Raw genomic sequence first — 14,871 nt, 5'->3', positions numbered from 1 at the left:
TCGTTCCTCTCCCCAAGGTCCCTACGGCTTGACCAACGTCACCTGGTGGACATCGATGCTGCCACCGCGAAAGCCGCCTTCGCAATACATCAGGTAATAGCGCCACAGGCGTTGGAACCGCTCGTCGAAACCGGCCGGCAGGCAGCCTTCGGCGGCAGCGGCATCGAACCGCTCGCGCCACGCCTCGAGAGTTTCGGCATAGTCGAGCCCGAAATCGTGCTGATCGCGCCATTCGAGCCCGCGCTGCTCCGCCAATTGCCGGAACTCGCTGTTGCGAATCAGCATCCCGCCGGGAAAGATATAGGCTTGGATGAAGTCGGCGCTGCGCGCATAGGCATCGAACAGCGATTCCTGCATCGAAATGTACTGGATTGCCGCCTTGCCGCCGGGCTTCAGGTTGCGCGCGATGCTGTCCATGAAGGTCGGCCAGTATTCCCGCCCCAGCGCCTCGACCATCTCCACGCTGACGATGGCATCGAACTGCCCCGCCGTGTCGCGATAGTCCTGCTTGCGGAAATCGATCGCCGGGTCATGCCGCTCGCGCGCCCACGCCAACTGCTCGTCAGACAGGCTGATCGCGGTGACATCCATCCCCGCACGCGAAAAATGGTCCGACAGCCCGCCCCAGCCGCAGCCGATTTCGAGCAGGGTGCCTGCACCATCCAAGCGCTGCGCCAGCGCATCCCATTTGCGGCGCTGTGCCGCCTCGAGATCGTCGCCCGGTTGCCAGCTCGCCGAGGAATAGCTCATCGTCGGATCGAGCCACTGGCGGTAAAAGTCGTTGCCGAGATCGTAATGCGCATGGATATTGCGCGCCGAGCCTTCCGGCGTGTTGCGGTTGAGCCAGTGCGCAAAGCGCGCCGCCCAGCGGAACGGCCCCATCGCGCGCCCGGTGTCGCCCAACGCGTCGCCATTTGCCCCGAACAGCGCGAAAACGGGGACCGGATCGGGACTTTCCCATTCGCCCGCCGCCCACGCCTGATACCAGCCGATCGAGCCATTGGTCGCCAGCCGCATCAACCCGCGCCAGTCGTTCAACCGGACCTCGGCCTCGAACCCCGCGCTGCGACCGCCGAGCAGGCGGGTCGTCCCGTCGGGCAGGCGCCCGTGGATGGTGCCCGATTCGAGGCCGCGGTCGACAAGATCGAGAATCTTGTGAAATCCCGGCGCGATGCCGCGCGCCAAAAGGCCCGGGCGGCGCTCGAAACGCGCCGCGCCTGCGAGCAACTCGCTGCCCCTTTCCAACCCCGTTGCTGTCATCGATGTAAATATGGCGCGGCGCGTTGGGGAGAGCAAGCCGCGAGCAGGCTTCCTCCCCGCTCGCTGCGCTGCTATCTGGACATCGGGGGAGAAAATCGATGAACAATCCGATCGTCAGAAAGGTCGTCGCGGTGGTTGCGGGGCTGATTGTCGCCATGCTGGTGGTCATGCTCGCAGAGGGAGCGGGTCATGCGATCTTCCCGCCGCCGGAGGGGCTCGACATCACCAAGCCGGAGGATCAGGCCCGACTGATGGAGGTCATACCGCTCGGCGCGAAGATCGCGGTGGTGGTGGCATGGTTCCTCGGCGCAACGGCCGGGGCCGCTACGGCGATGGTACTCGGCAAGGAGGCGATGCCGGGCTGGATCGTCGGGCTGGTTCTGGTCGCGCTGAGCCTGTTCACGACCCAGATGTTCCCGCACCCGCTGTGGATGATGGCCGCAGCGGTCGTTCTGCCGCTGGCCGGTGTGCTGGTTGCGAGACGCCTCGTCGCGAGCCGAATGGCGGCCTAGCCTTTCGTCGCGCGATAGGCTGCAAGAGCCCGCTCGCGGCCTTCCTTGTGGCCGATGATCTTGTCGGGATAGCGGCCACGTCGGTCGTCGGCCGGATCGTGGATTTCGCTGTCGGGCAAGTGCTTCAGTTCGGGCACATATTGGCGGATATAGGCCGCCGCGTCGAACTTCTCGCTTTGCGTCAGCGGGGCCATGATCCGCACGAACATGTTGCTGTCGACCCCGCTGCCCGCCACCCACTGCCAGTTGCAGGCGTTGCTGGCATAATCGGCATCGACCAGCGTATCCCAGAACCATCGCTCGCCCACGCGCCAGTCGATCAGCAGGTGCTTGATGAGGAAGCTGGCGGCGATCATGCGGACGCGGTTGTGCATCCAGCCGGTCTGCCACAGCTGGCGCATCCCGGCGTCGACGATGGGATAGCCGGTGCGGCCCTGCTGCCAGGCCTTGAGGTCGGCCGCCGCCTCGCCGGTGTGATCGCGCCATTCCAGCGCATTGAAATCCTCGCGGTAGCTCTGCGTGGCATAGGCCGGGAACTGGCAGATCACGTTCTGGGCATAGTCGCGCCAGATCAATTCCTTCTCGAAGGTTTTCCAGCCGGTCGAGCGTCGATCCTTGAGCGCGTGCCAGATCTGCGCAGCCGAGATCTCGCCAAAATGGAGATGCGGCGAAAGCTGGCTGGTCTTGTCGACTGACGGAAGGTTGCGCGCATCGTCATAGTCGGCGACGTGATCGGCCCACCAGGCAAGCCGCTCATGTGCCGCTGCCTCACCCACAGTCCAGAAATCGCCCATGCCGCCGGCCCAATCAGGCTTGGTCGGGAGCAGATCCCAACCGTCCAGCACATCGCTGGCAGGCCAGCGCTCGGGCACGCTGAGCGTCTCCGGCGCAGGCAGCGCATCGCGCGGGGGCAGCAGGTCGAGCGTCGCCTTGGAGAACGGAGTGTAGATCTTGTACGGCGTGCCTGAGCCGGTAGTGACTGCCCCGGGCGGGAGCAGGTAGTTGGCGTCGTGCAGTTGCAGGTCGAGCTTCTCTCTGAGTTCCGACTGCGCCTTGCGCCACCATGGCTCGTAGTGGCGGTTGGCCTGCACTGTGGTCGCACCGAGTTCTTCGGCCACCTTGCACAGTTCCTCGACCGCATCGCCTCGGCGCAAGATCAGGCGGCTGCCTCTGGCTTCGAGGCTCTTGGCAAGGCTGGCGAGCGAATGGTGCAGCCACCAGCGTGAGGCTCCGCCATGAGCGTGCCCCTTCGCCCGAGCATCGTCGAGCACGTAGACCGCAACCATCGGTCCAGCCTCGGCGGCATGATACAGCGCGGGGTTGTCGCCCAGGCGCAAGTCGCGCCGCAGCCAGACGATTTGGGCCTGTGTCATTTGTCCTGTATGAGTTCCTTAGCCAACCAATTCCGTCATTCTGAACTTGTTTCAGCATCCATCTATCGGATCAGATCGATGGCTATGAGGCAGAAATGGACCCTGAAACAAGTTCAGGGTGACGGACCGTCAAGAGGCTCACACTTCACCTCCGGCAGCGCGAGCGAGAACCGGTCCCGCGCGCGCGGATCGTAGAACCGCGCATCGCGCAGGATGACCGAGCCGTCCGGCGCGCGCTCGGCAAAGGGAGCACGAGACCAGAAGAGGAAGGCGTTTAGTTCGGAAGATAGTTCGGAAGACCTCAATGTGAGCTGTCTAACCGGATCGAGGGAGCAATGACCAACCAAATCTCGTCCGATCCACCATTGACCGTCGGCCTTCTGTGTCAGCGTCTCCCGGTGCCACGATGCAAGCGGGAGCGGACTTTGTATAGTGCGAAAGCCGGAAACTTGGGGACCCGTCAGCTGTGCAAGTTTCGAAATCGCACCATTAGCGCCGATGTAAGCCAGTGACACCACCAACGCGACCCGCGCGGGCTTCATCCACTCGCCACCCCGCTTCTCCCGCCGCAGCGAGAACCACGTCGCGAAGCCCATCAGCGCCCACAGCCACACGTCGATGATGAACAGCGTGTCGCCGTAGAACCACTGGCTCGAAAACGGCTCCAGCAGACGGATGCCATATACATTGAGCCAGTCGAGCGCCGGGTGGGTCAGGCAGCCTATGAAGCTCAGCAAGAACAGCCATTTGAAGCTGACCGGTAACCGGCTTTCTGGCCGGGTACCGCGCTTCGCCTGCCAGCGGTCGAAGCCCCACAGCAGCCCCGCGAGGATCAGCGGCAGCAGCACCAGCGCGGGCGGGCCATGCGTGATCCCGCGGCGAAAACCGAGGTGCTCCAGCCCCTCCAGCCAGAAGAAGCATGCTGCATCAATATCGGGCAGGTTCGCCCCGATAATCAGCGCGGGCATGGCGAGCCCCGTCTTCCGCTTGAGCCCCGCCTGCCCGATCAGCGCCCCGACGAGGCTGTGGGTGAGATTGTCCATCTACTTGTTTCGCGCAAAGACGCTAAGACGCAAAGGAGGCTTCATTGCTGGCCTTTCACGTAGTTGTTCACGAGGCGCTGGCAGCCCTCCTTGAAAGTTCCCATGCCGAAGTTCATCAACAGCCCAATGCGCAAGTCCAACAGGCGCAAGTAGGTTATCACCTGCTTCGCATGGACTGCAGCGTGGCGTTCAGTCGATTTTATTTCAATCAATAGCTTGTCTTCGACAAGCAGATCGTAGCGAAAGCCGTTTTCGATCACGATCCCGTCATGCGAGACGGGAACCGATTGTTGTCTCAGCACTGCAAGCCCATCCCGCCGTAGGCCTTCAAACAGAAGGCTTTCATAGACATTCTCTAGCAGGCCCGGACCGAGATCCCGGTGCAAACGATACCCCCGATCGACACAGTGACGGATCAGCACTTCGATTGCCGCTTTCCCCTTTGCGTCTTAGCGTCTTAGCGCGAAACAAATTACTCCGCCGGATGCCCCTGTTCGTCATCGACAGTCCAGCTCTGGCCCTTGCCCAGCAGCGCGGCGAGGTTGGGTTCCTTGCCTTCCGACATGCGCGCCTTTTCGTCCATCACTTCGCCTTCGAAGCTCGGCCGCGGATCATCGTAGAGCACGCCGAGCGCCTTGGGGAATTCGGGGAACGGGATTTCGACCAGCATATGCGCAATCGAGCGGTTGCGGACGTTGTGGACGATCACCCCGGCGCTCTGCCAATCACCATCCACAACATCGACAATCGCCAGTTGCAGGGTGTTATGGTCGAGCGTGATGCCCTTGGTGCCATTGGCAAACAACATCGGCTGCCCGTCCTCCAGCCACAGCTGGTGGTCCTCCGCCCCCTTGGGCGCGGCGAAGCCGTCGAACACGTCCTTGTTGTAGACGATGCAGTTCTGGAAGATCTCGACGAAGGCCGCGCCCTGGTGGCGGTAGGCGGCCTCGAGGACTTCGGGCAGCTTCTTCGACACATCGAACCCGCGCGCCACGAAGCGCGCTCCCGCACCGATGGCGAAGGCACAGGCCTTGGCCGGGCGATCGTAGCTGCCTGCGGGCGTCGTCGGCGAGCGGGTGCCGAGGCGGCTGGTGGGCGAGGCCTGCCCCTTGGTCAGGCCGTAGATCTCGTTGTTGAACAGCAAGATCTGGCAGTTCAGATTGCGCCGCAGGATGTGCATCGTGTGATTGCCGCCAATGCTCATTCCGTCGCCGTCACCGGTGACGATCCACACGTCGAGCTCCGGATTAGCGAGTTTGACCCCCGTCGCCACCGCCGGCGCGCGGCCGTGGATGGTGTGGAAGCCGTAGCTCTCGACGTAATAGGGGAAGCGGCTTGAGCAGCCGATGCCGCTGATGAACACCGTGTTCTTGGGGTCCGCGCCGAGCACCGGAAGCGTGCGCTGCACCGCTTTCAGGATCGCATAGTCCCCGCACCCGGGGCACCAGCGCACCTCCTGGTCGGTTTCCCAGTCCTTGAGGGTGGTTTCGATTTTTACAGGGGCGTTCATTTCAACACTTTCTTACGTGTCCAAGAATCCGGAATAAGCAGCGTGATGACGGCGCTGAATCCAGCGCCCGCAAGAGCGATCCATAAGAACGGTTCGATCGAGGCACCATCCATTCGCGCCACCAGCGAGTTCGCCAAAGCCATCACAAACGGAAGGAGAAGCGCAATTGATAAGGCTACCCTCGGAGCATATCTATCGAAAATTGATGGGCTGAGAGCCCCAGTGTGAGAAACACCATGCTTCCTGCCCACGTAGATCATCGCAGCCAAACAACCAGCGGAAATCAATGCGAAAGTGAGCCAACTCGAACCAAGAGCGTATCCTGCTGCGACCGAAACAATTGATACGGGCAACACGATAGCCAGACGTTCCAAACCGAGCGAAATTCTGTTCGGAGAGGCCATGTCTAACTTTCGGTACTTGGTAATTGTTGATCGTTGGGTGGCACAATATTGCCGCCCGCATTGCCCGGCACGCCGTCGAAATACGTCGCAATCGCGGCTTCCAGCTCGGCGATCTGGAACGGCTGGCCGCTGGTCTTGGTCAGCGGCTGGGCGTCGATCAGATACTGGTCGCGCAGCAAGGTCTTGAGCTGGCCGGTGTTCATTTCGGGAACCAGCACCTTGTCATAACTCCCCAGCAGCTCGCCCAGATTGGCGGGCAGCGGCCAGATGTGGCGCAGGTGGATGTGGCTGGCGTCCAGCCCGCCGCGCCGTGCGCGGGTCACCGCCTGGTGGATCGGGCCGTAGGTCGAGCCCCAGCCGACCACCGCCAGCTTGCCGCCCTTGGTGCCGACCGAAACCTGCTGGTCGCGCACCCGGATGCCTTCGATCTTGTTCTTGCGGGCATCGGTCATCGCCTGGTGGTTGGCGGGCGAATAGTCGATATGGCCGGTGTCGACCGCCTTCTCGATCCCGCCGATACGGTGCATCAGCCCCGGCGTGCCAGGCTTGATCCATGGCCGCGCACCTTTCGCGTCCCGCTTGAACGGCAGCAACTGTCCGTCCGGCCCGTTGGCCTCTTCGAGGAATTCGGCCGGCATCCGCTCGAAAGCCTCGGGATCGGGCACCCGCCACGGCTCGGCGGCGTTGGCGATATAGCCGTCGGTCAGCAGCATCACCGGGGTCATGTACTGCACCGCGATGCGGCAGGCCTCGATCGCGCAGTCGAAGGCGTCGGCCGGGCTGCGCGCGGCGATCACCGGCATCGGCGCATCGCCGTTGCGGCCATAAACCGCCTGATAGAGGTCGCTCTGCTCGGTCTTGGTCGGCAGGCCGGTGGAAGGGCCGCCGCGCTGCGAATTGACGATCACCAGCGGCAGCTCGGTCATGATGCCGAGGCCGATCGCCTCGGTCTTGAGCGCGATGCCCGGACCCGACGAGGATGTAATGCCAAGCGAGCCGGCATAGCTCGCCCCGATGGCGGCGCAGATCGCGGCGATCTCGTCTTCCGCCTGGAAGGTGGTGACGTTGAATTCCTTCATCCGCACCAGATGATGCAGGATCGCAGAGGCCGGGGTGATCGGATAGCCACCGAAGAACATCGGCAAGCGCAGAAGCCGGCATCCGGCGACCAGCCCGAGCGCAATGCCCTCTGCGCCCGTCAACGTGCGATAGAGCCCCGGCGCGGTCGGCACCGGATCGACATGGACCTGCCGCAGCGGCCCGGCCAGTTCCGCCGTCTCGCCATAGGCATGGCCCGCATCGAGCGCGGCGATATTGGCCGCGGCGATCTCCGGCTTGCCCTTGAACTTGGCCTTGAGCCAATCGTGGATCGGCGTGCGGTCGCGGTCGAACATCCACAGCGCGAGGCCGAGCGTCCACATGTTCTTCGACCGCAGCGCATCCTTGTTACCCAGCCCGTAGGGCTTGACCGCCTCGATCGTGCGCGCGGAGATATCGAGCCGGAGGACGTCGTATTTGGCGAGCGTATCGTCGTCGAGCGGATTGGTGTCGTATTTTGCCTTGTCGAGGTTGCGTTTGCCGAACTCGCCCTCGTCGACGATCACCAGCCCGCCCGGCTTCAATGCGGGCAGGTTGGTCTTGAGCGCCGCCGGGTTCATCGCCACCAGCACATCGGGCGCATCGCCCGCGGTATCGATGTCGGTCGCGCCGAAATTGATCTGGAACGCCGAAACTCCGAACAGCGTGCCCTGCGGAGCGCGGATCTCGGCGGGGAAATCGGGGAAGGTCGCGAAATCGTTGCCCGACAGGGCGCTCGACAGGGTGAACTGCCCGCCGGTCAATTGCATGCCGTCACCGGAATCCCCGGCGAAACGGACGACGACGGCTTCGGGCTTTTCGGAAAGAGGCGGCTTGGCCAGAGTAGCCATGGGTAATCCTTTGCTCGCGCAGCTCGATCTGCGCTGTCATGTGTGGCCGGGCACCTATGAACCCGGACCTGCTCCCGCAATCAAGTTTTTCTCTGCTACCTGCAAAATGTCGAGTGGAAAAGGCGCGCACCCTCGCTAAGCTGTCGGCAAATCAGGATAAGGGGCGAAGCGGCAATGGCCGATACCGAACATTACGTGCGTGAGGATGTGAAGGCTTTCCTCGCCATGCTCGAAGCCGCTGGCGGCCCGCCGCTTGGCGAGGTGACCATCGCGGAAGCGCGCGCGGGATACCAGGCGCTGCACGACATGGCAGACGCGCCGGCGCGCGAGCTGGCCGTCATCCGCAACCTCGCCTGCCCCGGCCCGGCGGGCGATATCCCGCTGCGCCTGTATGACGCACGCGAGAGCCGCGACCCCGGTCCGGTGATCTGCTTCTACCACGGCGGCGGCTTCGTGATCGGAGACCTCGACACGCATCACAGCCTGTGCACCGAGATCGCCCACCAGATGGATCTGCCGGTGGTGGCGGTCGATTATCGCTGCGCGCCCGAAGCACCCTTCCCCGCCGCGATCGAAGATTGCGTTGCCGCAACGCGCTGGATCGCCGGATCGCCCGCCGAACTGGGCCGCAGCGCGACCGGCCTCGTCCCGATCGGCGACAGCGCGGGCGGCAATGCGGCGATCGTGGTGACGCAGGCGCTGATGCGCGAGGCGGCGGCGGTGCCGGTGGTGCTGCAGGTGCCGATCTTCCCGCTCGCGAGCGACTGGGTCGGCTCGGCGAGTGTCGAACAATTCGCCGAGGGCTTCGTGCTGACACGCGCCGCGATGGAGTTCTTCGAAGCCGCCTACCAGCCCGACAAGAGCGACTGGCGCGCCATGCCGGTGCTGGCCGACCATGCAGGCACGCCGCCCGCAGTGCTGGTCACCGCCAGCCTCGACCCTATCCGCGATTCGGGCCGCGACTATAGCGCCGCGCTGAGCCAGGCGGGGATCGACCACGTCTTCATCGAAGTGTCGGGCGGCACCCACAGCTTTACCAATCTCCGTCAGGCCATTCCGAGCTACCAGAAGGATCTCGACCATGTGTTTGCGGCGATGAAGATGATGCTCGCGAGGCACGGCTGAATGAACGGAGAACCGGGTTACCGCCCCTGCGTCGGGGTGATGCTGGTCAATGCCGAGGGCAAGGTGTTCGTCGGCCAGCGAATCGACAACAAGGATTCGGGCGCATGGCAGATGCCGCAGGGCGGCGTCGACGACGGGGAGGACCTGCGCGAGGCAGCGCTGCGCGAGCTGGCGGAGGAAACCGGCGTGGGCGAGGAGCATGTTGCGATCATCCAGCGGATGGAAGAAGTGGTCCGCTACGACCTGCCTGAGGAACTTCTGGGCAAGCTGTGGGGCGGCAAGTATCGCGGCCAAGAGCAGGTCTGGTTCCTCGCCCGCTTCACCGGAAGCGACGCCGACATCGACCTCGAAGCGCACGACCCGCCCGAATTCGCCGAATGGATGTGGGTCGAGCCCGAGCGTGTTCCGGAATTGATCGTCCCGTTCAAGAAGCGCGTCTATCGCACTGTATTGGAAGCGTTTCGGGAACTGATCTAGGCTACGCGAAGCCCTCTGCTCTTCAGTGCAGGGGGTGGAGGTGGTAGCGGCGCTGAACGAGGCTGCCGCCTCGCAACCAACCTCAGGTCCGTGCCCTTGAATAGAACCCTGTGACATCAGCCAAAGCAGCGCCGATCCATCCCGTGGCCTCCGCCAAAACTTGTCATCCCCGCGAAGGCGGGGATCCAGGAAGGACCCTAGCCCATGGATTCCCGCCTACGCGGGAATGACAACGGCTGGTGTATTGCAAAAGGCGGACCAGCCTCATGCACACGACTTGAACGGTCGTGGAACGGACGATCAGTTCTGCGTCACTTGGGTGTCGGGCAGGACGTTTTCCGCTGCCAGTACACGCGGTTGCGGGCCGCGTGCGATCGCACTGGCGAGCTCCTGTGTCTCGGCACAGCCCGAACCGCATTCGGATTCGAGCTTGGCGAGATTGGTCTTCGCTTTCTCCACCGCGCCCTTCTCGACCAGCGCTGCGCCCTCGCCCGAGATCGCGGCGTAATTGTCCGGATCGCGGGTTAGCACCTCGCGGTAGTACCGGATTGCCTTGCCCTGCATCCCCTCGCGGCGCGCGGCCTCGGCGAGGTGAAGGTAGGTTCCGGTATAGGCCGGGTCGACCGCCAGCGCAGCCTCGAACGCATCGATCGCCTTTTGCGGCTGGCCGGCGTCGAGCGCGGCCTGCCCTTCGGCAATCAGCATCGCCGCGCGCTGCGACGGCGCGCGTTCGCCGGCACTGCCGATGCTCGAAGTCACCGCGAAAGCGAGCGACAGGGCGGCAGCGAGCGGGGCATAACGCATGAACAACTCCTTGGCGGCAGCGGGTCGAGGAAGGGCGGACTCTGCCATCGGCGGCTTCGTTAACATGCCAATTCTAGACGTGCGATGAAAAATCCGTCCGTGCCGTCATGGAACGGTGTGAGGCGCGTTCCATCGCCATGCGGGCGGCCGAGCGGGAAGTTCAGCGGCGACGCGCTCCATTGCGAATTGGCCGCAAGGAAAGCTGTGATCCGATCCTTGCCCTCGACATCGAGCAGCGAGCACGTGACATAGACCAGCCTGCCGCCGGACCGAACGAGCTGTGCTGCGACATCGAGCAAACGCGCCTGTGTTTCAGCGTAACGCTCGATCTGCTTGGGATCGAGCCGCCAGCGCGCCTCAGGGTTGCGCCGCCAGGTCCCGGTGCCCGAACAGGGCGCGTCGACCAAAACCGCGTCGGCCTTGCCGTGGAATGTAGCGAGAGCGTCGAGTTCCTTAACCGGATCGAGCAGCAAGGTCTCGATCATCCCGGCCCCGGCCCGCTCGGCGCGCGGGGGCAGATTGCCGAGCCGCCGTTTGTCTGTGTCGGCGGCGACGAGCGTCCCGCGATTGTCCATCGCGGCGGCGAGCGCGAGCGTCTTGCCCCCTGCCCCGGCGCACAGGTCGATCACCGTTTCCCCCGGCTGCGCATTGACCGCCGCACAGGCCCATTGGCTGCCGTGGTCCTGCACCTCGGCCAGCCCGTCGCGATAGGCGGCCCATTGATCGGCCTGCGTCCCCGAGGGGAAGCGCAGGGCCTGCGGGGCGGCGAGCGCTTCTCCCGCTTCGGGCAATTCGATCGTTTCCCGATCGGCCTTGAGTGTGTTGACCCTCAGATCGAGCGGAGCCCGGCCGAGCAAGGCCTTGGCCTCGTCCCCCGCGATGCCGGATGCGGCAAGCGACTTGACCAGCCAGTTGGGCGCGATGCCGCCAACCGCCGGACGTTCGGTCGAACCCACCGCTGCCGGGCCATAGTTCGAACCATCGAACAAGGCGCGCAGCGTTTCATCGCCCGCAGTGAAATGCAGCATCGCCGCGCGTCCCGATGCCGGCAGTGGCCCGCAATCTCGGATCGCGCCGTAAACCAGCTCGCGGACGGCGCGCTTGTCTTTCGACCCGGCGAAGCGGTGGGCGCGAAACCAATCTGCCAGGATCCGGTCCGCAGGCGCGCCGTTGCTACGTGCCGCCTCGATCACCTGGTCGAGAATCTCGATCGCCGACTGGACGCGGGCGGCGGGGGTCATGCGGAAACCCCCTCTGCAGGCTTCGCTAGCCTGCGGGGCAGGCAAGCTGCGCTATCCTCCCCCGCGAGGGGGGAGGATAAGCACCATCTCCTCTCCCCTTGCGGGAGAGGATACGCAGACTTGGCAACTTGTTGCCCAGTCGGAGTTGGAGAGGGCTCAGCGCGTGGGATAATTGGGTGCCTCGCGCGTGATCGCCACGTCGTGGACATGGCTTTCGTTCAGGCCCGCATTGGTGATGCGGACGAATTGCGCACGTTGCTGCAGGTCTTCGATCGTGGCGCTGCCGGTGTACCCCATCGCTGCCTTGACCCCGCCGACCAGCTGGTGGATCACATCGGATGCGGGGCCCTTGAACGGCACCTGCCCTTCGATCCCCTCGGGCACCAGCTTCAAGGCAGAGACGTCGGCCTGGAAATAACGGTCTGCGCTGCCCCGCGCCATTGCGCCGACACTGCCCATCCCGCGGTAGCTCTTGTAGCTGCGTCCCTGATAGAGAAACGTTTCGCCCGGTGCCTCGGCGGTGCCGGCCAGCATCGATCCGATCATGATGCTCGATGCGCCCGCCGCCAGCGCCTTGGCTGCATCGCCCGAAGTGCGCAGACCACCGTCAGCGATGACTGGCACGTTGGACTTAGCTGCCTCTTCCGCGCTTTCCATGATCGCGGTCAATTGCGGCACCCCGACGCCTGCAACCACCCGGGTGGTGCAGATCGACCCCGGCCCGATGCCGACCTTGACCGCATCGGCCCCGGCATCGATCAGCGCGCGGGTCGCTTCGGCAGTGGCGACATTGCCCGCCACGATCTGGACCGAATTGCTCAGCGTCTTCGCGCGTTCGACCGCGCGCGCGACATCGCGGTTGTGGCCGTGGGCGGTATCGATGATCACCACATCGACTTCGGCATCGATCAGCGCCTGTGTGCGGGCGAAACCCTTGTCGCCCACCGTGGTTGCAGCTGCCACGCGCAGGCGCCCGGTCTGATCCTTGGTGGCATTGGGATAATTGACCGCCTTTTCGATATCCTTGACGGTGATCAGCCCGATGCAGCGATAGTCGCTATCGACCACCAGCAGCTTTTCGATCCGGCGTTGGTGGAGCAGGCGGCGCGCTTCCTCCTGTCCGGTGCCGAGCGGCACGACCGCGAGATTTTCGGTCGTCATCAATTCGCGCACCGGCTGCATGGGATTTTCCGCAAAGCGCACATCGCGGTTGGTCAGGATGCCGCACAGCTTGCCGTCGCGGTCGGTCACGGGAATGCCGCTGATCCGGTGCTGGGTCATCAGCGCCTGCGCGTCGCCTAGCGTGGCATCGGGCGAGATAGTGATCGGGTTAACCACCATCCCGCTTTCGAACCGCTTGACCGCGCGCACCGCCGCGCATTGCTCGTCAATTTCAAGATTGCGATGGAGCACGCCGATACCGCCCAGCTGCGCCATGACGATTGCCATGTCGGCTTCGGTCACCGTATCCATCGCCGCCGACAGGATCGGGATATTGAGCGCGATCTCGCGCGTCAGGCGGGTCGCCGTATTGGCCATCGACGGCAGAATGTCGCTCTCGCCCGGACGCAGCAGCACGTCGTCGAAGGTCAGGCCGAGGGGAATGTCTTTGATCTGCACGAGGCGTCTTTCGTTGCGGAAGCGGGCGGGAAGAATCGTGCGCCGCCCCTTAACCGGAACCGCGCCGTTCGGCTAGCCCGAGCGAAAGATAAGCGTCTATCGCTTGCCGGGAGTGTAACTGACCTCGTTGCCGAAGTACCTGAGCAGTTCGACATGGAGGAAGATATCCTCGGTCGCCCCGCCCAGTTCCATGTCGGGCGACCACTCGTCGCTCGCGGCGTGGTAGTGGGTCGACATGAAAGCGTCGAAGGCGCTCTGATCGCCCATCGCCGATCCGACCAGCACCGCCGGGACATCGCGTGACAGCAGCGCCCAGCCGTCCTGCCGGGCGACGAAGGCCTGATGCTCTTCCCGGATATCGAGCTTGCGTCCGAGCGATTCCGCCACCATCCGGATACCCGGATCGAGCGGGGTGCGCCCGTCGCCGATCACCGTCAGCGGCGCGCCCCGGGGGGAAATCGCCATCGTGTCCATATTGAACGCCGCGACGATGGTGGGCAGCGGGAACGGCGGGTCTTCGGCGAAGGCTTCTGCGCCCAGCAGCCCGAGTTCCTCAGCGGTGGTCCCGACGATGTAGAGATCGCGGTCGAGCGGACCTTGTGCGGCGATCAGGCGCGCGGTTTCCAGCATCACCCCGACCCCGCTCGCGTTATCGACCGCCCCGTTGCACAGGCGGTCTTCGTCGCTCTCCCCGCCGCAGGTGCCGAGGTGGTCCCAATGCGCGAGCAGCATCACCGCGCCGCTCCCCTTCACTCTGCCAGGCAAAACCCCGATGACATTGGCGGTTTCGAGCGTCTCGCGCGCGGTTTCGAAGGCAAGGTCGGCGGTTGCGTCCAGCGGGAGTGGCGCGCCTGCTTCAGTGGCGCGCGCGGCCAATCCTTCTCCGTCGGTCGCGAGCCTTTCGTAAAGCGCACGCGTCAGGTCGGGTGACAGCAGGGCAAAGGCGGTCCTGTCGCTTGGCTGGGTGATGAGGCCGTACCTGCCATTGCGAAAGCCTCTAGCGAAACGATCGAACGCCGCCGAATCATCGAACAGCGCAACGATCGCGGCGGGTTCGGCAGCGAGCAGTTCGGTCGCGACCGCCTGCATATCGTCTGCGCGAACCAGCGCGACCTGGCCCGTCAGCGATGCCGCATGCAGACCTTGCTTGTCGGCAACGAAGACGATCCCGGCATCCTTGACCGTCCGGCTTTCGCTACGAATACGGACCAGCAACCCCTCGCCGGAGAGCGGGAGCGACTGGCGGCCCGAGCGGATAGTCAGCCGCGAGGATACCGGGCTGAATCGTTGGAGCGTGACCGGCTGGTGCCAGCTGCCACCGGCCGCGCCCGGCTGAAAGCCATAGCCTGTCAGTTTCTCGACCATGTAGGCCTGCGTCATCCGCCCGCCTTCTGTGCCCGGCATCCGCCCGCCGTACTCGGGACCAGACAACACACGGATATGATCGCTCAGCGCCTGCCGTTCGGCTTGGTAGGCTGCCCTTTGTGACGGCATGGTCGCGCAGGCGGCGAGGAACGCCGCCAGCAGCAAGGCGAAGCCGATACGCAACCCTGACATGCCCCTGTGTGCTCCCC

The 14,871-nt window shown here is 64.3% G+C and carries 14 protein-coding genes; 3 read left to right on the top strand and 11 right to left on the bottom strand.

What is annotated here, in order from left to right; translation table 11 throughout:
• Positions 1 to 21: 21 nt before the first annotated feature.
• A complete protein-coding gene (locus NSO95_RS06815) occupies positions 22 to 1,260 on the bottom strand; it encodes an SAM-dependent methyltransferase (protein WP_257595432.1) in 1,239 nt (412 codons plus the stop codon).
• A gap of 98 nt (positions 1,261 to 1,358) precedes the next feature.
• On the opposite strand from NSO95_RS06815, the gene NSO95_RS06810 reads away from it, so the two are divergent.
• Positions 1,359 to 1,772 carry a hypothetical protein gene (locus NSO95_RS06810; RefSeq protein WP_257595431.1) on the top strand — a complete coding sequence of 138 codons (414 nt, stop codon included), beginning with the start codon at positions 1,359 to 1,361 and terminating at the stop codon, positions 1,770 to 1,772.
• On the opposite strand, the gene NSO95_RS06805 is transcribed toward NSO95_RS06810, so the two are convergent.
• The 6 genes from NSO95_RS06805 to NSO95_RS06780 form a co-directional block, all read right to left on the bottom strand.
• Entirely contained in the window at positions 1,769 to 3,145 is a 1,377-nt protein-coding gene (locus NSO95_RS06805) for a cryptochrome/photolyase family protein (protein ID WP_257595430.1), read from the bottom strand. The genes NSO95_RS06810 and NSO95_RS06805 overlap by 4 nt on opposite strands.
• 113 nt (positions 3,146 to 3,258) lie before the next feature.
• A complete protein-coding gene (locus NSO95_RS06800) occupies positions 3,259 to 4,188 on the bottom strand; it encodes a metal-dependent hydrolase (protein ID WP_257595429.1) in 930 nt (309 codons plus the stop codon).
• 41 nt (positions 4,189 to 4,229) lie between these two features.
• Complete coding sequence (locus NSO95_RS06795; protein WP_257595428.1) at positions 4,230 to 4,610, bottom strand: GxxExxY protein; 381 nt, start codon at positions 4,608 to 4,610, stop codon at positions 4,230 to 4,232.
• Between the two features lie 50 nt (positions 4,611 to 4,660).
• Positions 4,661 to 5,698, bottom strand: coding sequence for a 2-oxoacid:ferredoxin oxidoreductase subunit beta (locus NSO95_RS06790; protein ID WP_257595427.1), 1,038 nt, complete (start codon positions 5,696 to 5,698; stop codon positions 4,661 to 4,663).
• Positions 5,695 to 6,072 carry a hypothetical protein gene (locus NSO95_RS06785; RefSeq protein WP_257595426.1) on the bottom strand — a complete coding sequence of 126 codons (378 nt, stop codon included), beginning with the start codon at positions 6,070 to 6,072 and terminating at the stop codon, positions 5,695 to 5,697. The genes NSO95_RS06790 and NSO95_RS06785 overlap by 4 nt, the downstream gene beginning before the upstream one ends.
• A 32-nt stretch (positions 6,073 to 6,104) precedes the next feature.
• A complete protein-coding gene (locus tag NSO95_RS06780) occupies positions 6,105 to 8,030 on the bottom strand; it encodes a 2-oxoacid:acceptor oxidoreductase subunit alpha (RefSeq protein ID WP_257595425.1) in 1,926 nt (641 codons plus the stop codon).
• Positions 8,031 to 8,204: 174 nt separating this feature from the next.
• Here NSO95_RS06780 and NSO95_RS06775 point away from each other — a divergent pair, with 174 nt between their 5' ends.
• Positions 8,205 to 9,155, top strand: a complete 951-nt coding sequence (locus NSO95_RS06775; RefSeq protein ID WP_257595424.1) for an alpha/beta hydrolase — start codon at positions 8,205 to 8,207, stop codon at positions 9,153 to 9,155.
• Positions 9,156 to 9,632 carry an RNA pyrophosphohydrolase gene (locus NSO95_RS06770; RefSeq protein ID WP_257595423.1) on the top strand — a complete coding sequence of 159 codons (477 nt, stop codon included), beginning with the start codon at positions 9,156 to 9,158 and terminating at the stop codon, positions 9,630 to 9,632.
• A 300-nt stretch (positions 9,633 to 9,932) separates the two neighbouring features.
• On the opposite strand, the gene NSO95_RS06765 is transcribed toward NSO95_RS06770, so the two are convergent.
• The 4 genes from NSO95_RS06765 to NSO95_RS06750 all read right to left on the bottom strand — a co-directional run bounded on the left by NSO95_RS06765 (position 9,933) and on the right by NSO95_RS06750 (position 14,854).
• Positions 9,933 to 10,436, bottom strand: a complete 504-nt coding sequence (locus NSO95_RS06765; RefSeq protein WP_257595422.1) for a tetratricopeptide repeat protein — start codon at positions 10,434 to 10,436, stop codon at positions 9,933 to 9,935.
• Between the two features lie 59 nt (positions 10,437 to 10,495).
• Entirely contained in the window at positions 10,496 to 11,677 is a 1,182-nt protein-coding gene (locus NSO95_RS06760; protein ID WP_257595421.1) for an RsmB/NOP family class I SAM-dependent RNA methyltransferase, read from the bottom strand.
• A gap of 156 nt (positions 11,678 to 11,833) precedes the next feature.
• On the bottom strand, positions 11,834 to 13,297 hold the full coding sequence (gene guaB, locus NSO95_RS06755; RefSeq protein WP_257595420.1) for an IMP dehydrogenase: 1,464 nt from the start codon (positions 13,295 to 13,297) through the stop codon (positions 11,834 to 11,836).
• A 96-nt stretch (positions 13,298 to 13,393) separates the two neighbouring features.
• Positions 13,394 to 14,854 carry a M28 family peptidase gene (locus NSO95_RS06750; RefSeq protein WP_257595419.1) on the bottom strand — a complete coding sequence of 487 codons (1,461 nt, stop codon included), beginning with the start codon at positions 14,852 to 14,854 and terminating at the stop codon, positions 13,394 to 13,396.
• Positions 14,855 to 14,871 lie beyond the last annotated feature (17 nt).

Source organism: Parerythrobacter lacustris, assembly GCF_024626475.1.
GTDB classification, from domain to species: Bacteria; Pseudomonadota; Alphaproteobacteria; order Sphingomonadales; family Sphingomonadaceae; genus Parerythrobacter_A; species Parerythrobacter_A lacustris.
Note: the sequence above shows the minus strand (reverse complement) of the source record. Positions and strands in the feature narration are given on the sequence as shown.